The following is a 22,992-nucleotide window of genomic DNA, read 5'->3' as shown; positions in this document are numbered from 1 at the left end:
CGCTATTTGCCCTGGCCTTGGGTGGCGACGTCCTCGACCCCCTGCGTCAGCTCGCCGGCCTTCCGGTCGTGCATGAGGCTGATGATGGTGGCGGCCGTCTCCTCGACCGAGCGGCGCGTGACGTCGATGACCGGCCATCCGTGCCGGGCGCAAAGCTTCCGCGTAAAGGCGACCTCGGCCGCGATGCGGCTGCGATCGACATAGTCGTCGAGGTCGCGATCGGCGAGCAGGAGCGCGCGGTTGCGGCGTACCTCCGCGATGCGGTCCGGGCTTGCGATCAGGCAGACGACGAAGGCCGAATGCTCTCCTGCAATCTGCTCGGGGAACGGCAGCGCCGGCACGAGCGGCACGTTGGTGGTCTTGTAGCCGCGCTGGGCGAGATAGATGCTGGTCGGCGTCTTCGACGTGCGCGAGATGCCGAGCAGGATGATGTCCGCCTCGTTGAGGTCATCGGGCAGGCGGCCGTCGTCGTGGGCCATCGTGAAGTTCAGGGCGTCGATGCGGCGGAAGTAGTCGGCATCGAGCACGTGCTGGCCGGCGACCGTCGGCGTCTGCGGCGCGCCAAGGTAGGATTCGAACACCTGCATGATGGGCTGCAGGACGGCGAGACACGGGACCTTCAACTCCTTGCAGCGCAGTTCGAGCTCCGCGATGAGATCGAGATTGACGATCGTATAGAGCACGATGCCGGGCGCCTGCTCGATCTCCTGCAGCACACGCTTCAGCTGGCGTGCGTTGCGCACCAGGGGATGGACGTGCTCGATGGGCCGGAACTGCGCGTATTGGACGGCCGCCGCCTTCGCAATCGTGGTCAGGGTTTCGCCGGTCGAATCCGACACGAGATGGAGATGGAAGTAGCTCGGCGGGCTGTGGGCCATCTGTGGATCAGGCGCCTTCTTGTGCGGGGACGGGCCGGCCGGGATGGCGGACGGCGGGACAACCCGACGGGTTGTCCACGGGATTACCCCGAATATCGCCGCTGTGAACCTGTTTTCTCATCGTCGGCGCGGTTCTGTTGATCGGCCCATCCTCGACAGTCTCCTGGCGACAATCAACAGGATTTCCCCGCCGGGCAGGCCGAGTGGCCGGCGAGCAAGCTGTTGACTCGCATGAGCCTCTGCGGGCCTAGTGGCGCGGCTTCCGATGGGACGCCAGGGGTTGCGTCCGAGGCTTTAAGGGACAGACAGGCTTGGGAAAAGTTGGGGATGGGACAGCGATGCCCGCAACCCACGCCCCTAATAACAATAAAAACAATTTCAGAGTCTTTAGTTTTTGATTGAAGGGACGACGATGGGCGACGGTGGATCGGTCGTGAAACGGTTTCTTCGGCCGTTTCGAGGCGAGGCGCTCAGGGTGCCGCCGGTCTGGCTCATGCGCCAGGCCGGGCGGTACCTGCCGGAATACCGGGCGACGCGCGCGGAGGCGGGGGATTTCCTCAAGCTCTGCTATACGCCTCGCCTCGCGGCCGAGGTGACGCTGCAGCCGATCCGCCGCTACGGGTTCGATGCGGCGATCCTTTTTTCGGACATCCTCGTGGTTCCGGATGCGCTAGGCCAGCCGGTGCGGTTCGCGGACGGCGAGGGGCCGCGGCTCGACCCGATCCGATCGCGCGAGGGGCTAGCCGGGCTCGACCTTCCGGGCACGTCGTCCAAGTTCGATATCGTCGCGGAGACGGTCCAGCGGCTCAGGCAGGACCTGCCGCCCGAGACAGCCCTGATCGGGTTTTGCGGCGCGCCGTGGACGGTGGCGACCTACATGGTGCAGGGCCAGGGTTCTCCCGACCAGGCGGAGGCGCGGCTGTGGGCCTATCGCGACCCCGAAGGGTTCGAGGCTCTGATCGATGTTCTGGTTGCGGCTTCGATCGACTATCTCGACCGGCAGGTGAAGGCGGGCGCGGATTGCCTGCAGATCTTCGATACCTGGGCCGGGTCGCTCCCGGACGACGAGTTCGACCGCTGGGTCGTGAAGCCCACGCGCACGATCCGGGAGGCGCTCGCGGATCTCCATCCCGACGTGCCTGTGATCGGATTTCCACGCGGGGCCGGCGCGACGGCGGTCTGGTATGTTTCGGAGACGGGGGTCGACGGCATCGGATGCGACACGGCCACGCCGCCGTTCGTGATGAGCGAGGCGTTCGACGAGGAGGACGTGGTGGTGCAGGGCAATCTCGACCCGCTGCTGCTGGTCGCCGGCGGCGCGCGGCTCGACGAGCGTGTGGACGAGATTCTGGATCTCATGGAGGGCAAGCGATTCATCTTCAACCTGGGGCATGGAATCGTGCCACAAACGCCGCCGGAGCACGTGGCGCGGCTGGTCGCGCGGGTGCGGAGCAGGGGCTGAGTTGTGATGGGTTGGGTGGCTAATCCGGACAGGCCGACGCATTCCCCTCCCTTGTGTGGGGACGGATTCCAACCGGCTGACGTTTTGCTCCCCCACAAGGGGGGAGGGACCTGCGCGTGCGCAGACAAGGACGGCATGTCGTATGGGTGAGGGGCGGCGAGAGGACTCACCTGCGAAGCGGGCGGCAGTGGCGCTCGCGGTCACGGGAGTCCTGTGTCTCGCTGTCGCGGTGCTGGCCGGCGAGGCGGCCTATCCATGGCTCAAGGCGGCGCACGTGATCGCCGTGATCTCCTGGATGGCGGGGATGCTCTATCTGCCGCGGCTTTTCATCTACCACTGCGGTGCGGCGCCGGGCTCGGAGACGAGCGAGACCTTCAAGGTCATGGAGCAGCGCCTGCTCAGGATCATCGTCAATCCGGCGATGATCGCCACCTGGGTGCTCGGCCTCTGGCTCGCCTGGCGCGCGGGCTATTTCACCGACGGGTGGCTCCACGCCAAGCTGGCGCTGGTGTTCACCCTTTCAGGCGTTCACGGTTTTTTCTCGGCGTCCGTCCGCCGCTTCGCGGAGGACCGCAATCGGCTCACCGCGCGCCAGTGGCGGATCTGGAACGAGGTTCCGGCCGTGCTCATGGCGCTGATCGTCATCCTCGTTATCGTGAAACCTTTCTGAGGGTTTTGCGTTTATGGGACGCACTTCCGCTCGCCCGATTCGTTTGCTATAAGGAGTTAATCGCATAGACCCTCCGATCTCTCCGGTCGGAGTTCGGCTACCCGGCGCCCCGCCGCGCGAGCCAATGGCTTTCAGCCCACATCTCATCCCTTCCTACCGTCAGGCCCGGCTCTTCGTCCTTCCCACCTCCCTCCGCCGTGGCCGCCATGGAGCGGTTTCATGACCGAAATGAAGCTCGAGGACCTCAAGCTCAAGTCCCCCACCGAGCTCTTAAGCTTTGCCGAAGAGAACGGCGTCGAGAACGCCAGCACGTTGCGCAAGCAGGAGCTGATGTTCGCGACGCTGAAGCAGCTCGCTGCCAAGGATATCGATATCACCGGCGTCGGCGTCGTAGAGGTGCTGCAGGACGGCTTCGGCTTCCTGCGCTCGCCGGACGCCAATTATCTGCCGGGTCCCGACGATATCTACATCTCGCCCTCACAGATCCGCCGCTTTGCGCTCCGCACCGGCGACACCGTCGAGGGCCAGATTCGCAGCCCCAAGGAGGGCGAGCGCTATTTCGCGCTGCTCAAGGTCAACCGGATCAATTTCGAGGATCCCGAGAACGTCAAGCACAAGATCCACTTCGACAACCTGACGCCGCTCTATCCGACGAACTGGCTCAAGATGGAGATCGAGGATCCGACCATCAAGGATCTCTCGGCGCGCGTGATCGACATCGTGGTGCCGCTCGGAAAGGGCCAGCGCGCGCTGATCGTTGCGCCGCCGCGCACCGGCAAGACGGTGCTGCTCCAGAACATCGCCCACTCGATCACGGCGAACCATCCGGAATGCTATCTGATCGTGCTGCTCATCGACGAGCGTCCGGAAGAAGTCACCGACATGCAGCGCTCGGTTAAAGGTGAGGTGATCTCGTCCACGTTCGACGAGCCGGCCTCGCGGCACGTGCAGGTCTCCGAGATGGTGATCGAGAAGGCAAAGCGCCTCGTCGAGCACAAGCGCGACGTCGTCATCCTGCTCGACAGCATCACGCGCCTCGGCCGCGCCTACAACACCGTCGTGCCCTCCTCGGGCAAGGTGCTGACGGGCGGCGTCGATTCCAATGCGCTGCAGCGGCCGAAGCGGTTCTTCGGCGCGGCGCGCAACATCGAGGAGGGCGGCTCGCTCACCATCATCGCTACGGCCCTGATCGAGACCGGCAGCCGCATGGACGAGGTGATCTTCGAAGAGTTCAAGGGCACCGGCAACTCGGAAATCATCCTCGACCGCAAGGTCTCCGACAAGCGCGTGTTCCCGGCCATCGACGTTGCCCGCTCCGGCACGCGCAAGGAGGATCTCCTGGTGCCGAGGGATCAGCTCAAGAAGGTCTACGTACTGCGGCGCATCCTGAACCCGATGGGCACCATGGACGCCATCGAGTTCCTCATCGACAAGCTGCGCTCGACCAAGACCAACGGCGAGTTCTTCCAGTCGATGAACACCTGAGGTCCTTCGGGCGCCCCTGCGCTGGATATGACGGAAAGGCCACCCCAAGGGGCGGCCTTTTTCGTTGCTCGACACAAGAAAAAAAGGCCCGCAAGCGTCGGCTTGCGGGCCTTGTCGTTTCAGCATCGCGAGAGGGTACCCGCTACTCGCCGATATCGTGGACGGCGCGGGCCCTGGCGGCTGCCATCAGGTGCTGTACGCCCTGGCCCGGCTTGTAGTGGATCGGGAAGACGAGCTGCTCGACATAGCCCTTGGGGAACTGCGGCACCTCGTCGATGCCCATGTCGTTGGCTGTGATGGGACGGGGCGGCTCGGCGTGGAACGTGCCGAGGATGCGGTCCCAGACGGTGAGGAACAGGCCGAAGTTGCAGTCACCCTCCTTGCCCCAGTTGACGTGATGCAGGTGGTGGATCTGGCCGATGGAGAGATGGTTGCGGAACGGCCCGAGCGCGTAGGCGACGTTCGAGTGCTGGATGATGAGCTGTACCGAGATGGCAAAGCCAAGCAGCAGTGCAACCTCGACGGGCATGCCGGCGATGGCGAGCGGCGCCGTGCCGAGCACGAGATCGACCACCTGATGCAGGGGGTGGCGCACGAGGCCGTTGAAGCCGTAAAGCCGCGATACGCCGTGGTGGACGGCATGGAGCCGCCACAGGAACGCGTAGCGGTGGCTCAGGAAGTGCAGGAACATGAGGGCGAAATCGGCGAGCACGACGGCAAGCAGCAACTGGCCCCAGAGCGGCCAGTCCCGCGGCCAGATGCCGGCGTTGAGACCGCCCGAGAACAACCATCCCATGAGAGGGATGGTGAGAATGCCGTTGAGGTTCTGGAGCTCGTAGACGATGGCGTGCACGACGTTGGTCTGCCCGTCGCCGTGCGACTCGTTCCACTCCTCGTACCAGGGCAGGATGCGCTCGGCCAGGAAGGCGGTGCCGATCGCGATCAGCATCAACGGCGCGATCCAGAGATAGGAATGGCCCTGCGACACGACATAGTAGGCCGCGCCGTTGAGGCCGAAGAACATGAACGGGAAATAAGCGTAACGGACGACAGCTCGTGCGACTCCGGACGTCATGATAACCTCTGTCTTAAACACGCCGGTCTGTCATACGCTTGACCGGCTATGTGAATCTCGCTGTAAGTCTAGCTATGCTAAACGCGGATTTCACAGCATTTTTTGTTACGTCAGCAGTAAGAAACTTTGATCTTACGCAACAGACCTTCGGTCGATGACAAGCTGTCGCAGGTCGTCTGCGGTCGTGACCGGCAACGAGCATTGCGGACCCAGACAGACGTAGGCCGTTGTTCTCTCCCCGTCTGCCGACTTGCCTCGCACGACGGGCGGGCCCTGGTCGGAGACCTCTTCTTTGACGCGGATCTCCATGGCCCCGGGGATCGACATGCGGTTCAGCGCCGCCCGGAGACCGGTATCCGGAGACCCTGAACTCTCCACAATGACAATGAGTTGTGGAGACAAGATGTTGATGGCGGCGGCCATCAGACCGGTGTGGCCTCCGAGGTTGCGGGCGACGTCGGCCGCGAACGCGCTGAGAATGGACTGGGCTCGATCGAGGAAACGCTGCTCTCCGGTGAGGGTTCCGAGGGCGACGAGATTGGTAACCATCATGGCGTTGGCCGAGGGGGTGGCGTCATCGCTCGCGGTTTTCAGCCGGACGATCACATCGTCCGTGTCGTCGGCCGTGGTGAAGTAGCCGCCCGCGTCATGATCCCAATAGTGCCGGTCGAGGATCTCGGCCCAGCGGATCGCCTGGGCGAGGTCGCCGGCTTCGCCGGTGACCTGGTAAAGGCGGAGGGCGGCCCAGATCATGTTCGCGTAATCGCCGGCGGTCGCGGGTGCACGTCCCTTGCCGTGACGGGTGGCGTGAACGAGCCGACCGTCAACGGTCATCCTTTCCGCAACGAAGGTGAAGGCTCGACGCGCCATGGTCACCCAAGATGGACGATCGAAGACGGATCCTGCACGGGCCAGCGCGCCGATCGCGAGGCCGTTCCAGTCGGCGAGAACCTTGTCGTCCCAACCCGGTCTCGTACGTTCCGCGCGCGCCTTGAGCAGCTCTGCGCGGAGCTGCGCGAGCTTTGCTTCCTCGTCCGGCGGGCCGAGGGTCTTGGCGTGGAGCCGGTTCAGGATGGTGTGGCCTTCGAAGTTGCCCTCGGGCGTGACGCCGTAGGTTTCCTTGAAGAGGGCGGCATCGGCGGGGGTGAGCACCGCGTCGATCTCGTCCGGTGACCAGACGTAGAACTTGCCTTCCTCCCCTTCGGAGTCGGCATCGAGCGCGGCGGTGAAGGCTCCGTTTTCATCGATCATCTCGCGGGCGAGCCAGGTGACCGTCTCGGCGATGCGCGCTTCGAGAAGCGGGCTCTGCGTCTCGCGCCAGACTTCTGTCATCAGGTCGATCAGCAGCGCGTTGTCGTAAAGCATCTTCTCGAAGTGCGGGACGAGCCAGAGCTCGTCCACCGAGTAGCGCGCGAAGCCGCCGCCCAGGTGATCGTAGATGCCGCCCATGCTCATCCGCTCGAGCGTTGTCACCACGGCGGCCTTGGCCGTGTCATCGCGGTAGCGGATGGCGCCGCGCCAGAGCAGCCAGAAGAAGCTCCATTGCGGGAACTTGGGCGCACCTGCGATGCCGCCGTGGGTGGGATCGACGGCGCGGGCAAGGCGCGTCGTCACCTCGCTGAGGAGCCGGTCGGTGATCTCGGGCCCGCCGCTGCCGTCGGCTCTCTCGGTGAGCGCCGCCATCAGCGCCTCAACATTGCCGGCGACCTTCTCCGGCTCCCGGTGGTAGACGGCGGAGATGCGCTCCAGCACGTCGACGAAAGCGGGGCGGCCGTAGACGGCGGTCTTGGGAAAGTAGGTGCCGCCCCAGAAGGGGCGCGCGTCGCTATCGAGGAACATGGTCAGCGGCCAGCCGCCCTGTTGCCCTAGGCGGTGAAGGGCGCCCATGTAGATGGCGTCGATGTCGGGACGCTCCTCGCGGTCGACCTTGATGCTCACGAAGTGATCGTTCATCACGCGCGCCGTCACCTCGTCCTCGAAGCTCTCGTGGGCCATCACATGGCACCAGTGGCAGGCCGAATAGCCGACCGAGAGGAGTATGGGCTTGCCGGTCCTCCTGGCCTCGGCCAGCGCCTCGGGGCCCCAGGCCCACCAGTGCACGGGGTTGTCCTTGTGCTGGATGAGGTAGGGGCTCGTCTCCTCCCCGAGGCGGTTGCGGCTCATGGTTCGGGTTCCCAGGGCTTCGGTTGCGGACTTTTCTGATGCGCTGTTTCCTGATAGGCGCGCACAGCGCATGAAAGGGCTTGCGGCGGAAAGTTCAAGTCATCGGGCACGGCATGGCTCAATCTCCAGATCCGACCATCTTCGCGCTGGCGAGTGCCCCCGGGCGGGCGGGCGTCGCCGTGGTTCGCGTTTCCGGCGAGGGCGCGGGGCGGGTTCTCGACTTCATGGCCGGTCCGCGGCCCGAGCCGCGGCGCGCCGTCGGGCGCTTCATCCGCCACCCGAAAACCGGTGAGAAGCTCGACCGCGGCGTGGTGCTGTGGTTCCCCTCGCCCAAGAGCTTCACCGGGGAGGACGTGGCGGAGCTTCACCTGCATGGCGGGCGCGCGGTGATCCGGGCGGTGCTCGATGCGCTCTCTCTGGTGCCGGGGCTGCGCCTCGCCGAGCCCGGAGAGTTCGCGCGGCGCGCGTTCGAGGCGGGCAAGCTCGACCTCGCGGAGGTCGAAGGGCTCGCAGACCTCATCGAGGCGGAGACGGAGTCGCAGCGGCGCCAGGCTCTGGCGCAGGCGTCGGGTGCGCTCTCCGATCTCTACGACGGCTGGCGGGCGAGCCTCATCGAGGCGCTCGGCCTCATCGAGGCGGGCCTCGATTTCGCCGATGAAGGCGATATCGGCGCGAAGACCTTCACTGAAGCAACAGCGATCATCTCGGTGCTGGCACGCGCGGTGCGCCATCACCTTGCAGACGATCATCGCGGCGAGATCCTGCGCGACGGGTTCCGGGTGGCGCTCACCGGGCCTACCAATGCGGGCAAGTCGAGCCTGCTCAACGCGCTCGCCCGGCGCGAAGCGGCCATCGTCTCGGAGGAAGCGGGGACGACGCGCGACGTGATCGACGTGCGGCTCGATCTCGGCGGGCTGCCGGTCATCGTGTCGGATACGGCCGGGTTCCGGGAGACGGAGGGCGCCGTCGAGCGCGAGGGGATGCGGCGCAGCCAGGCGGTGGCCGAGGCCGCGGACCTGGTGCTGTGGCTCACGGACGCGAGCGCCCCCCGAACGATGCTGCCGGCGGAGCTCGCCGCCGTCGCCGACCGGACGCTGCTCGTGCTCAACAAGCTGGATCTCCTCTCACGCGGGAGCGCGCCAACGCTGCCGGACGTCATGGTGCCGCTGTCGGTCTTGACCGGTGCAGGGCTCGATGACCTCTTCGCCCGGATCGGGGTGATCGCCCGCGAGCGCATCGGTCACCACGAGGAGCCGGCGCTGACGCAGGTCCGTCACCGGCAACTCGTGGAACGGTGTCGCGACAGCCTCGAGGCGTTTCTGCTCGGGGCGGCTCAGGATGTGGAGCTTCGCGCTGAGGATCTCCGCCGCGCTGCGGACGCGCTGGGGCGCATCACCGGGCGCGTGGACGTGGAGGACGTCCTGGATCACATCTTCGGACGCTTCTGCATCGGGAAGTGACGGCGCGGTGATCGTGCGGGCATGCGATGTTTCACGTGAATCCATTTCAGGTGAAGGATCGGCATCACGTGTTTCACGTGAATCGATTTTGAGCCGCTGCGGCAGGGCGCCCGTCGTTAACGTTCCCCTAAGACGGGTACGACATGGTGGATGAACGCTTAAGCCGTCACTGCCGCAAAAATCCATCATGACGCCCGCCGCAATCTCGCAATCGAGCGCTGTGCAGATCCTCCGGCATGCGAGCCCGCTATCTGCCTCGGCCGGGGCGGCGGCAACCAGCGCAGGGGCCCGGTTCGTCGCAGCGGCCAATGGCATTGCAGTTGCTGACAGTGCGGGTGGGCCGACGCAACGTGCGAAGGCAAAGCTTTCGGAAGCCTTGTTCAAGCCGAATGCTCCGAGCGTTACCGAGACGAAGATCCATCTCATGAAGCGGCTGGGACAGGAGCTTGGGATCGCGCTCGAGGATCACGAGACGCATGCGTCGTTCGGCTCGGCCCTTCGCGCGGCGATCGCGGACATCAGAATGAAGCCGGGTGGCACCTTCGTGCTCGCGGCCATCGAGCGGAAGCTCGGTTTTGACAAGCTCGGGTTCTCGCTCGATACGTTCGTGGCCGCGATCATCGATCCCAAAGGCGACGACGGGCGGAAGGTCGATGCGGCGCTCAAGAAGGATCTTGGGCTTGACGATGGAGAAGATCGCAAGTCCGGGGTGCGCGCGGCGCCGGCAGCCGTCAGACGCGATGAAAGTGGTCTCTACGGGCTCGTGAGCTCTTGAGCGCGGCCGGCCGGGCCGTTTTATTCCGCGGAAGACGTTTTCACGTGAATCCGTTTTTGGGTCCGTTTTTGGCCAAATGCGCCATAAGATGTTTCACGTGAATCACGTGGTCACTCGCGGAGGACGACTGCCAAAAGCTCAATCTCGAGCTGGCTCAAGCGTTCATCAGGCGCCGCTTGGCGGCCATTGGTTCTGTTGATGGCTTTGGGTCGCGTCCGGGCCAGCCGGGATGAGTGGCGATGCTTGTTTCACGTGAATCACCTGTCTCAATTGCCCAGGCGCGGTCAGCGGTTCACGAATCCGACGGTGAGCTCGGCGTTGGAGGCGAGCGGCGACAGCACCGGCTCGCGCGGTTCCGGAGGCGGGAGGCTCGCGGTCTGGGTCTTGGCGGCGCAGCGCTTCTTGTAGAGGGCGAGCAGGTACTGGTTGCGCTCGGAAAGTGCCGCGGCCTCCTTGCCGGCGGCGTCCTGGAAATCGAGGCCGAGCCAAGCCGGCCAGACCATGAAACCGATGACGCCGGCGACGGCGTTCTGGCCCATCTTCCAGCCGCGCTCGATGGCGAGGTCGGAGATCTTCTGGTTGTTCAGCGCGAGCTCGGCTTCGATGGCGGCGCAATCGAGCTGCGGGTCCGAGGCGAGGACCATCGGCACGGGTTGTGGCACGCGACCGGCACAGGCGGTCAGAGACAAGACCCCTAGACACACGATACCGATCTTCAGCATGCGTCGCCCCCCGACACTTACGACGGGGCCAGCGTACGGGCCACAAAATGGCGCAGCCAAGATCGCGTGACGATCCGGCTGTGTGTTGTCCTCCGTATCCACATGAAATCAGGATGGAGATAATTCACGCGTCGTTTTGACCGGCGGGCGGGGCTCCTGTATCTCTCCGCCAGGTTCGAGATGAGCGAAATGGCCGAGCAGATCTACGATGTCATCGTTGTCGGCGGTGGGCACGCGGGCGTGGAAGCGGCCGGCGCGGCGGCGCGCATGGGCGCCGCGACGGCGCTCGTCACGCACCGCTTCGCGACCATCGGCGAAATGAGCTGCAACCCGGCGATCGGCGGGCTCGGCAAAGGCCATCTCGTGCGCGAAATCGACGCCCTCGACGGCTACATGGGTCGCATCGCCGATGCTGCCGGCATCCAGTTCCGGCTTCTCAACAGGTCCAAGGGGCCGGCGGTCCAGGGGCCGCGCGCGCAGGCGGATCGCGCGCTTTACAAGGCGGCCATGCAGCAGGCCGTGCGCGAGACGGACGGTCTCGCAGTGATCGAGGGTGCGGTCGAGGACCTGGTGGTCGAGGACGGTATCGTCGGTGGCGTCATCACGCAGACGGGGGAGACGATCCGGGCCGGCGCAGTGGTGTTGACCACTGGAACTTTTCTGAACGGTCTCATCCACTTAGGAGATCAGACTCACCCGGCGGGTAGGGTCGGCGATGCGCCCGCGCTCAAGCTCTCGGAGCGGCTTTACGGTCTCGGGCTCCGCATGGGGCGGCTCAAGACCGGCACGCCCGCACGGCTGGTGCGCAGCTCCATCGACTGGGATGGGCTGCCGCAGCAGGCGGCGGACGACGACCCCGTGCCGTTCTCGTTCCTGACCGAGAAGATCACCAATCCGCAGGTGACCTGCGCCATCACGTCGACCAACGACGCGACGCACGCCATCATCCGCGCCAATCTCGCGCGTGCGCCGATGTATTCGGGACAGATCGCCTCGCGCGGGCCGCGCTATTGCCCGTCCATCGAGGACAAGGTGGTGCGGTTCGCCGACCGGGAGGCGCACCAGGTGTTCCTCGAGCCGGAAGGGCTCGACGACGACACCGTCTATCCAAACGGCGTCTCGAGCTCGCTTCCGGCAGATGTGCAAGAATCCTTTCTCAAGACATTACCAGGACTTAGTCGTGTTGAGTTAAAGCGTCCTGGCTACGCGATCGAGTACGATTACGTCGATCCGCGGGAGCTCCTGCCGACGCTCGAGACCAAACGGCTCAAGCGGCTTTTTCTTGCCGGACAGATCAACGGCACGACGGGATACGAGGAAGCGGGCGCGCAGGGGCTCGCTGCCGGCGTCAACGCGGCGCTTTCGGCCTCCGGCGGGGGACAGACGTTCGTCGTCTCGCGCGCGGACGCCTATCTCGGCGTCATGATCGACGATCTGGTGACGCGCGGGGTGACCGAGCCCTATCGGATGTTCACGTCGCGGGCGGAATTCCGTTTGCGGCTGCGCGCGGACAACGCGGACCAGCGTTTGACGCCCGCAGGCGAACGTGTGGGCTGCGTGTCCGCTGTTCGTTCACGCCTGTATTTCAATAAAAACAATCAGTTATTGTATTTTACTAAAGTTCTTTCTCAAAAAACGCTCACACCGACAGAAGCGGAACGAAACGGAATCGAAATCAACAAGGACGGACGGCACCGGACCGCTTTTGAAATTCTGTCATATACAAGCGTAGGTTTCGATCGTTTGGCTGAGATTTGGCCTGAATTGAAAAGTGTCGATCCGGCCATCGCGGCGCAAATAGAAAACGACGCTCGGTATGACTCCTACGTTCGGCGGCAGGAGATTGACGTGGCCGCGCTGCGCCGGGACGAGGCGATCGAGATCCCCTCTCAATTTGATTATGCAACTTTGCCGAGTCTCAAGTCGGAGCTGCGTCTGAAGCTCGCCGCCGAGCGTCCGGCGACGCTGGCGCAGGCCAGCCGCATCGAGGGCATGACTCCGGCGGCGCTGATGCTCATCCTGAGCGCGGTAAAGAAGCAAACGCAACGGAAACGCGCGTCATGAGGACGGCGTCGGGCCGAATCGATACGGCCGAGGCGTTTCAGGAAACCTTTGGCGTTTCACGTGAAACGCTGGACAGGCTGCGGACTTACGAGGCGCTGCTCAAATCCTGGCAGAGGGTTGTCAACCTGGTTTCGCCGGCCACGCTGGACGATGTCTGGCATCGGCATTTCGCGGATTCGGCCCAGCTTCTCGATCTGGCCGATATTTCCTCCCCGCTTGGTGGGGAGGGACCGGGCGCGAGAGGCCGCGCCCTCGAGGAGGGAGGAAAAATACCGCGTCCCGGGGAAGCTTCGGGAGGCCAGAGCTGGCTGGACCTGGGGTCCGGTGGCGGGTTTCCTGGCCTCGTGCTGGCGATTTTGCTGGCGGAAAAGGCGCCGCAAGCTCGCATGACGCTGGTCGAGAGCGATGCCCGGAAGGCGGCATTCCTCGGCGAGGTAGCCCGGAAAACGGGCGTCGCTGTGGAGATTCGCGCGGAACGGAGCGAAAAGTGCGCGACTCAGGCTAACTCTCGGATACGAAACGTCATCACGGCACGCGCGTTGGCACCCCTTCCGAAGCTGCTCGGGCTTGCCCAGCCGTTTTTTTCTCCCCCGACTGTGGCCTTGTTTCCCAAAGGTCGCGAAGCCGAGGTAGAAATTGCAGAGGCGAGGACGCGATTCGATTTCGATTGCCAGCTCGTCCCCAGTCTGACGGACGCAGAGGCGCGTATCGTGATAGTACAGAATTTGGCTGTGAGGACGGAGGGTTAGTCTCGTGACAGGCCCGGCTCAGAAACTCAGGACCTTGGCCATCGCCAACCAGAAGGGTGGCGTCGGCAAGACGACGACGGCCATCAATCTCGGCACGGCGCTGGCAGCCATCGGCGAGCGCGTGCTCGTTATCGATCTCGATCCCCAGGGAAACGCTTCGACCGGGCTCGGCGTCCCGGCGGAAACGCGGACCAGAACCTCCTACGATGCCATCATGGGCACCTCGAGCCTCCTCGATACGGCCGTTCCGACGGCCATTCCGGGGCTGTTCGTGGTTCCGGCGAACCAGGATCTGGTCGGCCTCGAAAGCGACCTGTCGGGCGATGCGAGCCGCGCCTATAAGCTCCGCGACGCGGTGGCGGGACTGGCGGCGCACATGCAGGGAAAGCCCGCGGATCAAGCCTTCAAATACGTCCTCATCGATTGTCCGCCGTCGCTCAGCATCCTGACGCTCAATGCGTTGGCGGCGGCCGACGCCGTGCTGGTGCCGGTCCAGTGCGAATTCTTCGCGCTGGAAGGCATTTCGCAGCTCAAGGAGTCGATCGACCAGATCCGCGCGACGCTCAATCCGCGCCTCGAGATCCAGGGCGTCGTGCTGACCATGCACGACGCGCGCACGACGCTCTCGCGCGAAGTCGCCGACGAGGTGCGGGCCTTCTTCGGGCACAAAGTCTACGGGTCGGTGATCCCGCGCAATACGCGGGTCGCCGAGGCGCCCTCGCACGGCAAGCCCATCCTGCTCTACGACTACGATTGCGCAGGCAGCCAGGCCTATATCCGGCTCGCGACCGAGATCATCGAGCGCGAGCGTAAGACGAAAGCTGCGTAACTTGCTGTAGAACAAAAGAAAACGGGTCTCGATATGAACTCACCGCTGCCCAGGAGCCGGCTCGGCCGGGGTTTGGCCTCGCTGATCGGGGAGGGACCGCAGCCCGCTCAGGCGCGGATCCCCGCCGAGGGCGAGCAGCGGACGCTGCCGGTCGCGCAGCTGCGCAGCAGCCGGTTCAATCCCCGCAAGGATTTCGGTGAGCAGGACCTGGCGGAGCTCGCTGAATCGATCCGCACCAAGGGCCTCGTTCAGCCGATCGTCGTGCGGCCGCATCCGGAGGACCCGCAGGCGTTCGAGATCGTCGCCGGCGAGCGGCGCTGGCGGGCGGCGCAGAAGGCCGCCGTGCATTCGGTGCCGGTCATCGTGCGCGATCTTTCGGATCGCGACGTGCTGGAAATCGCCATCATCGAGAACGTCCAGCGGGCCGACCTCAATGCGATCGAGGAGGCGGGCGGCTACCGCGACCTCATCGAGCGGTTCGACTACAGCCAGGAGCAGGTGTCCGAGATCATCGGCAAGAGCCGCAGCCATGTCGCCAATACGCTGCGGCTTCTGAAGCTTCCGGCGTCGGTTCAGGCCTACGTGCAGGACGGCCGGCTGACGGCCGGCCATGCGCGTACGCTCGTCGGGCGCGAGGATGCCGAGGCACTGGCGCAGCGGATCCTCGAGCAGAGCCTCAACGTGCGCGAGGCCGAAGCCCTGGCGCAGGCCGGCCCCATCGGCACGCCCGGGCCCACGGGCGGCGGACGGCGGGCGCGCGAGAAAGATCCCGATACGAAAGCGTTCGAAAAGGAGCTCGCGGATTCGCTTGGCCTCAAGGTCGAGGTCAAGCGCGGCTCCGGCGAGAGCGGCAACCTCGTCATCAAGTACGGCAACTTCGATCAGCTCGACTATATCCGCCTGCGGCTGACGGGGACGTCGGGCGGCTGAGGTGCGGCCTGTTAAGCGTGCCCGGTGCTCTCTGCTGGACATCCTTTCTCGCGGTGCGTATGGCCTCGCACGAGGATCCTGCTGGCTCGAAGCCGGGGTCTCTGACCGGCCCGCCGGCGAGGAGGATTGGACCTGAGCTCCATGAGTGACACCGTTCTTATGAAGCTGGCGGCGACCATCCGGGCCCGGCGCAGCGAGACGGCCGAAAAATCCTATACGCGCCAGCTTCTGGACGCGGGGCCCGAGCGGTGCGCGAAGAAGCTCGGCGAGGAGGCGGTGGAAACGGTCATTGCCGGCGTCAGCCAGAGCGATGATGCCCTGCGTGCGGAAGCGGCGGATTTGCTTTATCATCTTCTCGTGCTGCTCGAAGCGCGCGGGGTCGGCCTCGACGAGGTGCTCGCGGTGCTGGATCGGCGCACTGGGCAGTCGGGGATCGCGGAAAAAGCGGCGCGGACGTCATAGGGTTCTGTGTAGCATGGAGAAACCTCAGGGTTTCCGGGTGAACCTCTCATGACACTGCGGGAAAATGCAGCCTCGATGCGTGACGGCCCGCGCCTCGAGCTGGTGGGCAGCCAGGGTGACGAAACCGTCGCTCCCGCCTATTCGCCCTATCGCGTCTTCAGCCGCGAGCAGTGGGCCAAGCTGCGCGCCGATACGCCGATGACGCTCGCGCCGCAGGAGCTCGAGGTCCTGTCCGGCATCATCGACGAGCTGTCGGTGGAGGAGGTGGAGACGATCTACCTTCCGCTCTCGCGCCTGCTCAACCTCTATGTGGCGGCGGCGCAGAAGCTGCATGCGGTGAGCTCGACGTTTCTCGGCCGGACCGACTGCAAGGTGCCGTTCATCATCGGCGTCGCCGGCTCGGTGGCCGTCGGTAAGAGCACTGCGGCGCGCGTGCTCAAGGCCCTTCTCGCGCGCTGGCCCGACCATCCGCGCGTGGATCTCATCACGACCGACGGCTTCCTCTACCCCAACCGCGAGCTCGAAGCGCGCCATCTGATGGAGCGCAAAGGCTTTCCCGAGAGCTTCGATACGACGCGGCTTCTTGCCTTCCTCGCCGATGTGAAGAGCGGCAAGGAGTCCATCGAAGCGCCCATCTATTCGCACTTCCACTACGACATCCTGGCCGGCCAGAAGACGGTGGTCGAGCGGCCGGACATCCTGATCGTGGAAGGGCTTAACGTCCTACAGCCGGCGGCGGCGCACAAGGGCGGAGATCCGGGCCCCTTCGTTTCGGACTTCATCGACTTCTCGATCTTCATCGACGCCGATCCGACGTTGATCGAGGCGTGGTACGTGGAACGCTTCATGCGCCTGCGCGGCACCGCGTTCCGCGATCCGGCGTCGTTCTTCCATCGCTACGTGACGCTCACGCACGACAACGCCGTGGCGCGCGCGCTCGAAATCTGGCGCACGATCAATCTCAAGAACCTGACCGAGAACATTCTGCCGACGCGTCCGCGCGCGCGCCTCATCCTGCGCAAGGACAAGGATCACAGCGTGCGCACAGTCGCTCTGCGGAAATTATAGCGAGTCTGGTCCGCGGCGCGGGCGTTGCCTGCGGTACAATTTCTGGTTGTTTAAGTCGCTTGATAACCGGGAAAATGTGAAAAAATTTGCTGTTTTTGGAACCGTTTGCGCATTCCCGCACTAAATCGGGAACTTGTCCCTATAGACTTGGGACAACGTAGCACTGACATAAGGATCCGTTCCCGTTTTTTCGTTGCAAGGAGATTATCTATGAAGCGCATTTTCGCCGCGGCGGCTGTCTTGGCGTTGTGCTCGGGCGCTGCATTTGCCGATGAAAAGCCCACCGACGAGGAGGCTGCCAAGATCAAGGCTGCCGTTGCCGTGTGGGGCTGCGAGGGCGGCACCTACGAGAAGGAGTCCGAGGGCTCGGGCGTGTTCGAGGCCGAGGACGTGAAGTGCAAGGCTGGCCAGTACGACTTCCGCCTCGACAAAGACTTCAACGTGTTCGTGATCACGAGAGACTAGAGCGCGGCTCTGATCTGAACGGGCTCCACGTTCTTGATGCGTGAGGCGTCGGACGGATCAGATCCGAGACGGTCGGGCCTTTTCGGTGGACCGCAAGCCGTTCCGCACCCGGAACCGATCGTAAGATCGGTTTGGGCTGGCGGCGGCTCGTGTGTCACCGTCGCCCCGCCATGCGGCGCATGGAGGAGGGCGGAGCTGCGTCTCGGATGGATGGAGCGGTGTGCTCGCGCAAGATAAAGGCGCCTCTTCGGATGGAGAGGCGCCTTTTTCATTGATGGCAAGTGGTCAGGCGGCGAGTTGCTCCAGCCTGGCGAGGATTGCGCCGCCCATTTCGGAGGTTCCCACCTGGCGCATGCCGGGCTGCATGATGTCGCCCGTACGCAGCCCATCCGCCAGGGCTCCCGCAATGGCCTTGTCGACGAGGTCGGCTTCCTCGGCCATGCCGCAGGAATAGCGTAGCGCCATGCCGAAGCTTGCGATGGTCGCGATCGGGTTGGCGAGCCCTTTGCCGGCGATGTCGGGCGCGGAGCCGTGCACCGGCTCGTAGAGGGCAAGGCGCTTGCCGGTCTTTTCGTCCGCGGCGCCGAGGGAGGCGGACGGCAGCATGCCGAGCGAGCCCGTGGCCATCGCCGCTTCGTCAGACAGCACATCGCCGAACAGGTTGTCGGTGACGATCACGTCGAACTGCTTGGGATTGCGCACGAGCTGCATCGCGCAGTTGTCGGCGAGGATATGCTGCAGCTCGACGTCGGGTGCATAAGCCTTGTGCGTGGCCGTCACGACCTCGTTCCACAGCACGCCCGTCTTCATGACGTTGCGCTTCTCGGCGGAGTGCACCTTGTTGCCGCGCTTGCGCGCCAGATCGAACGCCACCTTGGCGATGCGCGCGATCTCGCGGGTGGTGTAGAGCTGGGTGTCAACGGCGCGCTTCTGGCCATCCTCGAGGGTCACGATCTCCTTCGGCTCGCCGAAGTAGACGCCGCCGGTCAGCTCGCGCACGATCATGATGTCGAGCCCCTCGACGAGCTCGCGCTTCAAGGACGAGGCATCGGCCAGGGCAGGGTAGCAGATCGCGGGGCGCAGGTTGGCGAACAGGTCGAGGTCCTTGCGCAGGCGGAGCAAGCCTGCTTCCGGGCGCACCGCGTAAGGGACGCTGTCCCACTTGGGGCCGCCGACGGCGCCGAAGATCACGGCGTCGGACGCCTTGGCCTTCGCCACGCAGGCGTCCGTGACGGCGACGCCATGCCTGTCGTAGGCGGCGCCGCCGACGAGATCGCTCTCGGTCTCGAATGTGTGCTTGCCGCTCTTTTTGTTGAAGAAGGCGATGATGCGCTCGACCTCGGCCATGGTCTCTACGCCGATGCCGTCGCCGGGCAGGAGGAGCAGCTTGTGGGTGGTCATGAGGGTGTTCCGTCGCAAGGATTTCGCCGGCGCGGTTGGTTTCATCCGGATCGGAACCGCGCTCTAAGCTTTTGATGAGGCCGATGATTCATGCGTCGAACAGGAAGAGGTCCGACGCGATCATGGTCTAGCGCGCGGATGGGTCAGCGGCAAGCTCGCGGTTCGCCATCGGACGCGTGGCGGATTCGCTCTCTCCTGGCAGGATCGGCTGCCAGCCTCAGCCGATAAAGGGGAGGTCGAGAAAAAGCGTGAACCCGTTGAGGGTCATCAGCGTGCCGAGGGCACCCATGACGGCGCTCGTGACCAGCATCGCCGCGCCGCCCGAGATGATGGCGACACCGCCCAGCACGATGGCGATCTGCAAGAGCGCCTGGCCGTAGTCGAAATACGGGTCCTTCAGCATGGCCGTGTCGCGATCGGCCTCGAGCGCCTTGCCGCGGTTGAAGAGCTCGTCTAGTCCCTCGCCCGTCTTGGGGTTGGAGGTGAGCTCGGCGTCGAGCTTCCGGTAATCGGCGATCTTGCTCTCGATGGCGGTGCGCCCCTCGGCCGTGAGCGCCGGGTTGGCGAGCGCCGTCAGCTCGAGCTCGTCGATCTCGAGGCGCAGCACGTGGCGGCGCATGTTCTTCGCCTGGAAGAAGCCCCAGACGTTGGTCGCCTCGATGTTCTTGAGCGTCGCCTCCTTGGAGGCATTGCCGCCGCCCATGGCGCTGACGGCGAGAATCACGGCCAGAACGCCGATATAGACGCCGATCCACTTTTCCCGTCTGTGATGGGTCTCGTCTGCGCCGTCGCGGCCGCGGTCGTCACCCCATGCCACTGTCACGACCCTCCGAGCGGACCAGCTCCCGGTGCTCCGCGACGTCGCCCGCGGGGGTGAACCGGTAGACCTGAGGTGCGGCGGTGGCGAGCTCGCGGTCGAGGATCTGCTCGGGCGTCAGCTTCTCGAGGTACATGATCAGGGCGCGCAGAGAATTGCCGTGGGCCGACACGATGACGTTGCGGCCCGCCGCGACGTGCGGCCAGATGTTCTCAAGGTAGTAGGGCTGCACGCGCGCAGCCGTGTCCTTCAGGCTCTCGCCGCCCGGCGGCGGTGTATCGAAGCTGCGGCGCCAGGCCAGAACCTGCTCCTCGCCCCACCGCTCGCGCGCCTGATCCTTGTTCAATCCGGAGAGCTCGCCGTAGTCGCGCTCGTTCAGCGCGGCATCCTCGATCACGTCCGTCGCCGCGCCGCCGATCTCGCCCAGGATGATGTCGAGCGTGTGCTGCGCGCGTTTCAACTTGCTCGTGAAGGCGATGTCGAAGTGAAGCCCCTCGGCCTTCAACACGCGCCCCGCCCAGACGGCCTCGATCAGGCCCTTATCGGTCAGATCCGGATTGCGGATGCCCGTGAAGATGTTCTTCTTGTTCCACTCGCTTTCTCCATGGCGCACGAGCACTAACTTGTTCGTCATGGAGGAAGCCCGTTTCGTTCTCTGCAATGTCGACATCTAAGATCCTAGAGTCCCAGTACATCGCTCATGTTGAAAAGGCCCGGACCCTTGCCCTGGCCCCACAGCGCCGCCTTGACGGCGCCGCGCGCGAATATGCTCCGGTCGGCGGCGCGGTGCGTGATCTCGATCCGCTCGCCTTCGCCGGCAAAGACGACCGTGTGATCGCCGACCACGGTGCCGCCGCGCAGGGTGGCGAAGCCGATGTCGCCCCGCTGGCGCGGTCCGGTGTGGCCGTCCCGTACGCGTACGCTCTTCGACTTGAGATCGATCCCTCGCCCCTCGGCGGCCGCAGCACCCAGCATCAATGCGGTGCCGGACGGCGCGTCCACCTTCTGACGATGGTGCATCTCGACGATCTCGATGTCGAAATCCGCGTCGAGTGCTTCCGCGATGCGGCGCGTGATCGCCGTCAGCAGGTTGACGCCGAGGCTCATATTGCCGGCCTTGATGACGGTGGCATGGCGCGCGGCGGCCTTGATTGCGGCTTCGTCGCTTTCGGTGAGGCCCGTGGTGCCGATGACGTGGACGATGCGCGCGTTGGCGGCGATGGCCGCGAGCTCGACCGTCGCGGCAGGAACCGTGAAATCGATGATCGCATCGCTTCCGGCGGCGAGCGCGAGCGGGTCTGAGGTGACGGCGATGCCCAGAGGGGGGAGCCCGGCGAGCGTCCCGAGGTCGGCGCCGAGATGGGGCGAGCCGGGCGCCTCGGTCCCGCCGCTCACCCGACAGCCCGAGGTCGCAGAGATCACGCGGACGAGCTCGCGGCCCATACGGCCTGCAGCTCCCGTCACGGCGATCCGGGTTTCGCTCATCACATCCTCAGGGGTTGCGTTGGGCGCCGATATAGCAACGGCAGGCGCATAGAGGAAGTGCGGCTTTTGGCGGAGGGACGGTTCTCAACTGCGGTAAGGTTTCGCATCCGACGCGCGGGCCCTAGGCCGCAACCCCGCGCCGGGGTCCGCGAGGCGGTCGCGGATTTTGGCCACGAAGACGTGTACAAGGGAATTCTTGCCCTTGGGACGACCGTACGAGGATCCTCCATGGCGGCCTCTCGCGCCTGGCTCCCCGCCATTGCCGTTCTTTGCTGGTGCGGTGCGGCGGGGGCCATCCAACAGGTCAAGAGCCTCTATACGGCTATCGATCTCTCCCTATGCGAGGCCGTCGCCGGCGGCGGGCGGCTGTGCAAGGGGCTCCCCGGCTATCCCGTCTATGTGACCGAAGGGGCGCAGAAAGCCTACCTCAGCGTCGGGGCGGATGCCGGCAGCCGGTTGGCCGCACGCCAGACGCTCGGCTCCCGCAACACCCTGTTCGACAAGGGTGGCCAGCGGACGACCGTCGAGTGGCGCTTCATCGTGCGCGACGGGACGCCGGTGCCCTATGCCACCATCGTGCGGTACTTCACGCGCGACGAGGGCGGACACGGGGAAGTGCTGGTCGTGATGCGCGTCACCGATCGGGAAGCCTGCCACGTGGCCTACGTGGACGCGCTCGCCAACGCCGACGCCATCGTGCTCGCACGCAAGCTTGCGGACACGGTGGCGCGCTCCGAGGCGTGTCCCGCAGCACCCTCCGCGCATGGCACTCAAGGGTTCAGTCCGATGTAGAGGCCGGCCGATATCGGGGTCAGGACGACCAGCCGAAGGCGATCTTCTCGAGCTTTCGCCCGCCGATCGTCTCGAAGCCCTGCTTCACCGGGCGTCCGCCGCGGCGCCAGTAGAAGTCGGTGGCGATCGTGTTCTCGGCCAGCGCCCAGACGACGAGGCCCTTGAGGCGGCGCTGGTCCAGTCCGAAGCGGCAGGCCTCGAAGAGATGCTCGCCGTAGCCGAGCCCCTGATAGACCGGCGACATGTAGAGCTCGTAGATCTCGCCCTGGTAGGGGCCGCGCGTGCGGCAGAAACCGAGCGTCGCATAACCGATCACGGTGCCGCTCTTCTCGAGCACGATCAGGCTGTCGCCGCTGCGGATGACGCTGGCCCACCACTCCGATCCGCGGCGGCGGATCATGTTTTCCAGGTGATTGTGCGGGAGAATGCCGCGATAGGCCTGCTGCCAGGATTGGCGAAACGTATCGGCGACGGCCGCGGCGTCTGCGAGCCTGCCCTTGCGAATCTTGATATCGGAACGCGACCCTAACATCGCTTCACTATAGCGTGAATTTTTGACTGCGGAAGGCAGTCCGCGCGCGCGGCTTCAAAAAAAGAAGCGCCCGGCGAAGACTCGCCGGGCGCTCTCTGTCCGATGTTAGGCTCGCGGCCTCAAGGGGCCGGAGAACCGTGCGCGATCAGCTCGCCTTCTTGAGCTGCTCGAACGTCTTTGCGGCAGCCGAGTTGAAGCTTTCGAACGTCTGCTGCGCGACCTTGGTCGAGAGATCGAAGAGCTCCTTCGACTGGGCGCCGGCAACGGTGAGCTGCTGCTGAACGAAGCCGGACTGAAGGCGGATCAGCTCGGGAAGGGTCTTGGCGCGGGCGAGCGCCTTCGCGGCCTCGAACGCGGCTTCCGTGTTCTGCTCGGTGTTCTTCAGCACCTTGTCGCTGATCGACTTGGCGCCGGCGAACGCGGCGGCGGTCGCCTCCTCGAGAACCTTCGCGTTGTCCTTAGTGACGGTCGAGAGCTTGTCATAGGTCTCGCGTGCCTTGGTCACGCCGTCCTCGGCGATGGCCTGGACCTGCTCGGGAATGCGGGCATCCTTGGCGGCGGAAAAGAATTCTTGGGTCTGGCGGGTAAAGTCGTTCACGGCAATGCTCCTTGGTGGGTCTGGCAATCTCAACGGGACGAGGGAACGCTGCCGGTGCTCAAGCCACGCTACGCTTTACATGCAGCCCGCGCGAACGTCCTAACTTCGAG

Annotated in this window: 23 protein-coding genes; 13 read left to right on the top strand and 10 right to left on the bottom strand. The window is 64.9% G+C overall.

Annotation, left to right across the window (positions count from 1 at the left end; translation table 11 throughout):
- Positions 1-2: 2 nt before the first annotated feature.
- Positions 3-878: a pyruvate, water dikinase regulatory protein gene (locus V7082_RS08360; protein WP_334147602.1), complete on the bottom strand. Its 876-nt coding sequence runs from the start codon at positions 876-878 to the stop codon at positions 3-5.
- A 412-nt stretch (positions 879-1,290) separates the two neighbouring features.
- Between V7082_RS08360 and hemE the strand changes: the two genes are divergently transcribed.
- The 3 genes from hemE to rho all read left to right on the top strand — a co-directional run bounded on the left by hemE (position 1,291) and on the right by rho (position 4,495).
- Positions 1,291-2,340 carry a uroporphyrinogen decarboxylase gene (hemE, locus tag V7082_RS08355; protein WP_334147599.1) on the top strand — a complete coding sequence of 350 codons (1,050 nt, stop codon included), beginning with the start codon at positions 1,291-1,293 and terminating at the stop codon, positions 2,338-2,340.
- A 142-nt stretch (positions 2,341-2,482) separates the two neighbouring features.
- The gene (gene hemJ / locus V7082_RS08350) at positions 2,483-3,010 is read left to right on the top strand and encodes a protoporphyrinogen oxidase HemJ (protein WP_334147597.1); all 528 of its coding nucleotides are present in this window, start codon (positions 2,483-2,485) and stop codon (positions 3,008-3,010) included.
- Between the two features lie 219 nt (positions 3,011-3,229).
- Positions 3,230-4,495, top strand: a complete 1,266-nt coding sequence (gene rho / locus V7082_RS08345) for a transcription termination factor Rho (RefSeq protein WP_334147596.1) — start codon at positions 3,230-3,232, stop codon at positions 4,493-4,495.
- 142 nt (positions 4,496-4,637) lie between these two features.
- Here the strand turns inward: rho and V7082_RS08340 are convergent, their stop codons facing one another.
- Entirely contained in the window at positions 4,638-5,570 is a 933-nt protein-coding gene (locus V7082_RS08340) for a sterol desaturase family protein (RefSeq protein WP_334147593.1), read from the bottom strand.
- Between the two features lie 132 nt (positions 5,571-5,702).
- Positions 5,703-7,733, bottom strand: a complete 2,031-nt coding sequence (locus V7082_RS08335; protein ID WP_334147591.1) for a thioredoxin domain-containing protein — start codon at positions 7,731-7,733, stop codon at positions 5,703-5,705.
- A gap of 113 nt (positions 7,734-7,846) precedes the next feature.
- Between V7082_RS08335 and mnmE the strand changes: the two genes are divergently transcribed.
- Together mnmE and V7082_RS08325 are read left to right on the top strand one after the other, a co-directional pair.
- A complete protein-coding gene (gene mnmE / locus V7082_RS08330; protein ID WP_334147589.1) occupies positions 7,847-9,193 on the top strand; it encodes a tRNA uridine-5-carboxymethylaminomethyl(34) synthesis GTPase MnmE in 1,347 nt (448 codons plus the stop codon).
- A 424-nt stretch (positions 9,194-9,617) separates the two neighbouring features.
- Complete coding sequence (locus V7082_RS08325; protein ID WP_334147587.1) at positions 9,618-9,968, top strand: hypothetical protein; 351 nt, start codon at positions 9,618-9,620, stop codon at positions 9,966-9,968.
- Between the two features lie 284 nt (positions 9,969-10,252).
- On the opposite strand, the gene V7082_RS08320 is transcribed toward V7082_RS08325, so the two are convergent.
- Positions 10,253-10,690, bottom strand: coding sequence for a hypothetical protein (locus tag V7082_RS08320; RefSeq protein WP_334147585.1), 438 nt, complete (start codon positions 10,688-10,690; stop codon positions 10,253-10,255).
- Between the two features lie 189 nt (positions 10,691-10,879).
- On the opposite strand from V7082_RS08320, the gene mnmG reads away from it, so the two are divergent.
- The 7 genes from mnmG to V7082_RS08285 all read left to right on the top strand — a co-directional run bounded on the left by mnmG (position 10,880) and on the right by V7082_RS08285 (position 17,257).
- Positions 10,880-12,754 (top strand): tRNA uridine-5-carboxymethylaminomethyl(34) synthesis enzyme MnmG, encoded by a 1,875-nt coding sequence (mnmG, locus tag V7082_RS08315; RefSeq protein WP_334147583.1) that lies wholly within the window; start codon positions 10,880-10,882, stop codon positions 12,752-12,754.
- Positions 12,751-13,503 (top strand): 16S rRNA (guanine(527)-N(7))-methyltransferase RsmG, encoded by a 753-nt coding sequence (locus V7082_RS08310; protein WP_334147581.1) that lies wholly within the window; start codon positions 12,751-12,753, stop codon positions 13,501-13,503. The genes mnmG and V7082_RS08310 overlap by 4 nt, the downstream gene beginning before the upstream one ends.
- A 4-nt stretch (positions 13,504-13,507) precedes the next feature.
- The gene (locus V7082_RS08305) at positions 13,508-14,332 is read left to right on the top strand and encodes a ParA family protein (RefSeq protein WP_334147579.1); all 825 of its coding nucleotides are present in this window, start codon (positions 13,508-13,510) and stop codon (positions 14,330-14,332) included.
- A gap of 33 nt (positions 14,333-14,365) precedes the next feature.
- Positions 14,366-15,262: a ParB/RepB/Spo0J family partition protein gene (locus V7082_RS08300; protein ID WP_334147578.1), complete on the top strand. Its 897-nt coding sequence runs from the start codon at positions 14,366-14,368 to the stop codon at positions 15,260-15,262.
- A 141-nt stretch (positions 15,263-15,403) separates the two neighbouring features.
- Entirely contained in the window at positions 15,404-15,724 is a 321-nt protein-coding gene (locus V7082_RS08295) for a phosphoribosyl-ATP diphosphatase (RefSeq protein ID WP_334147577.1), read from the top strand.
- Positions 15,725-15,772: 48 nt separating this feature from the next.
- Complete coding sequence (coaA, locus tag V7082_RS08290; protein WP_442909769.1) at positions 15,773-16,792, top strand: type I pantothenate kinase; 1,020 nt, start codon at positions 15,773-15,775, stop codon at positions 16,790-16,792.
- Between the two features lie 210 nt (positions 16,793-17,002).
- On the top strand, positions 17,003-17,257 hold the full coding sequence (locus V7082_RS08285) for a hypothetical protein (protein ID WP_334147575.1): 255 nt from the start codon (positions 17,003-17,005) through the stop codon (positions 17,255-17,257).
- A gap of 285 nt (positions 17,258-17,542) precedes the next feature.
- On the opposite strand, the gene leuB is transcribed toward V7082_RS08285, so the two are convergent.
- From leuB to dapB, 4 genes are all read right to left on the bottom strand, one after another.
- Positions 17,543-18,658: a 3-isopropylmalate dehydrogenase gene (leuB, locus tag V7082_RS08280; protein WP_334147573.1), complete on the bottom strand. Its 1,116-nt coding sequence runs from the start codon at positions 18,656-18,658 to the stop codon at positions 17,543-17,545.
- 217 nt (positions 18,659-18,875) lie between these two features.
- Entirely contained in the window at positions 18,876-19,481 is a 606-nt protein-coding gene (locus tag V7082_RS08275; protein WP_334147571.1) for a DUF4337 domain-containing protein, read from the bottom strand.
- Positions 19,462-20,109: a 2,3-bisphosphoglycerate-dependent phosphoglycerate mutase gene (locus V7082_RS08270; protein WP_334147569.1), complete on the bottom strand. Its 648-nt coding sequence runs from the start codon at positions 20,107-20,109 to the stop codon at positions 19,462-19,464. Before V7082_RS08270 ends, V7082_RS08275 begins: the two co-directional genes overlap by 20 nt.
- 44 nt (positions 20,110-20,153) lie before the next feature.
- Positions 20,154-20,960, bottom strand: a complete 807-nt coding sequence (gene dapB, locus V7082_RS08265) for a 4-hydroxy-tetrahydrodipicolinate reductase (protein ID WP_334147567.1) — start codon at positions 20,958-20,960, stop codon at positions 20,154-20,156.
- A gap of 228 nt (positions 20,961-21,188) precedes the next feature.
- Between dapB and V7082_RS08260 the strand changes: the two genes are divergently transcribed.
- Positions 21,189-21,752 carry a hypothetical protein gene (locus V7082_RS08260; RefSeq protein WP_334147565.1) on the top strand — a complete coding sequence of 188 codons (564 nt, stop codon included), beginning with the start codon at positions 21,189-21,191 and terminating at the stop codon, positions 21,750-21,752.
- 19 nt (positions 21,753-21,771) lie between these two features.
- Here V7082_RS08260 and V7082_RS08255 read toward each other — a convergent pair whose 3' ends face one another.
- Both V7082_RS08255 and V7082_RS08250 read right to left on the bottom strand, forming a co-directional pair.
- Positions 21,772-22,284: a GNAT family N-acetyltransferase gene (locus tag V7082_RS08255; protein ID WP_334147563.1), complete on the bottom strand. Its 513-nt coding sequence runs from the start codon at positions 22,282-22,284 to the stop codon at positions 21,772-21,774.
- Between the two features lie 145 nt (positions 22,285-22,429).
- Positions 22,430-22,882, bottom strand: coding sequence for a phasin family protein (locus tag V7082_RS08250; protein WP_334147561.1), 453 nt, complete (start codon positions 22,880-22,882; stop codon positions 22,430-22,432).
- Between the last annotated feature and the right edge of the window lie 110 nt (positions 22,883-22,992).

The organism is Hyphomicrobium sp., assembly GCF_036833075.1.
Classification (GTDB): domain Bacteria; phylum Pseudomonadota; class Alphaproteobacteria; order Rhizobiales; family Hyphomicrobiaceae; genus Hyphomicrobium_C.
The sequence above is the reverse complement of the archived record's forward strand: the minus strand, read 5'-3'. Positions and strand labels throughout refer to the sequence as shown.

Excerpts from the sequence above, each read along its gene's own strand:
- V7082_RS08360 (WP_334147602.1), bottom strand. The coding sequence starts at position 878 with ATGGCCCACAGCCCGCCGAGCTACTTCCATCTCCATCTCGTGTCGGAT.
- hemE (WP_334147599.1), top strand. The coding sequence starts at position 1,291 with ATGGGCGACGGTGGATCGGTCGTGAAACGGTTTCTTCGGCCGTTTCGA.
- hemJ (WP_334147597.1), top strand. The coding sequence starts at position 2,483 with ATGGGTGAGGGGCGGCGAGAGGACTCACCTGCGAAGCGGGCGGCAGTG.
- rho (WP_334147596.1), top strand. The coding sequence starts at position 3,230 with ATGACCGAAATGAAGCTCGAGGACCTCAAGCTCAAGTCCCCCACCGAG.
- V7082_RS08340 (WP_334147593.1), bottom strand. The coding sequence starts at position 5,570 with ATGACGTCCGGAGTCGCACGAGCTGTCGTCCGTTACGCTTATTTCCCG.
- V7082_RS08335 (WP_334147591.1), bottom strand. The coding sequence starts at position 7,733 with ATGAGCCGCAACCGCCTCGGGGAGGAGACGAGCCCCTACCTCATCCAG.
- mnmE (WP_334147589.1), top strand. The coding sequence starts at position 7,847 with ATGGCTCAATCTCCAGATCCGACCATCTTCGCGCTGGCGAGTGCCCCC.
- V7082_RS08325 (WP_334147587.1), top strand. The coding sequence starts at position 9,618 with ATGAAGCGGCTGGGACAGGAGCTTGGGATCGCGCTCGAGGATCACGAG.
- V7082_RS08320 (WP_334147585.1), bottom strand. The coding sequence starts at position 10,690 with ATGCTGAAGATCGGTATCGTGTGTCTAGGGGTCTTGTCTCTGACCGCC.
- mnmG (WP_334147583.1), top strand. The coding sequence starts at position 10,880 with ATGGCCGAGCAGATCTACGATGTCATCGTTGTCGGCGGTGGGCACGCG.
- V7082_RS08310 (WP_334147581.1), top strand. The coding sequence starts at position 12,751 with ATGAGGACGGCGTCGGGCCGAATCGATACGGCCGAGGCGTTTCAGGAA.
- V7082_RS08300 (WP_334147578.1), top strand. The coding sequence starts at position 14,366 with ATGAACTCACCGCTGCCCAGGAGCCGGCTCGGCCGGGGTTTGGCCTCG.
- V7082_RS08295 (WP_334147577.1), top strand. The coding sequence starts at position 15,404 with ATGAGTGACACCGTTCTTATGAAGCTGGCGGCGACCATCCGGGCCCGG.
- coaA (WP_442909769.1), top strand. The coding sequence starts at position 15,773 with ATGACACTGCGGGAAAATGCAGCCTCGATGCGTGACGGCCCGCGCCTC.
- V7082_RS08285 (WP_334147575.1), top strand. The coding sequence starts at position 17,003 with ATGAAGCGCATTTTCGCCGCGGCGGCTGTCTTGGCGTTGTGCTCGGGC.
- leuB (WP_334147573.1), bottom strand. The coding sequence starts at position 18,658 with ATGACCACCCACAAGCTGCTCCTCCTGCCCGGCGACGGCATCGGCGTA.
- V7082_RS08270 (WP_334147569.1), bottom strand. The coding sequence starts at position 20,109 with ATGACGAACAAGTTAGTGCTCGTGCGCCATGGAGAAAGCGAGTGGAAC.
- dapB (WP_334147567.1), bottom strand. The coding sequence starts at position 20,960 with ATGAGCGAAACCCGGATCGCCGTGACGGGAGCTGCAGGCCGTATGGGC.
- V7082_RS08260 (WP_334147565.1), top strand. The coding sequence starts at position 21,189 with ATGGCGGCCTCTCGCGCCTGGCTCCCCGCCATTGCCGTTCTTTGCTGG.
- V7082_RS08255 (WP_334147563.1), bottom strand. The coding sequence starts at position 22,284 with ATGTTAGGGTCGCGTTCCGATATCAAGATTCGCAAGGGCAGGCTCGCA.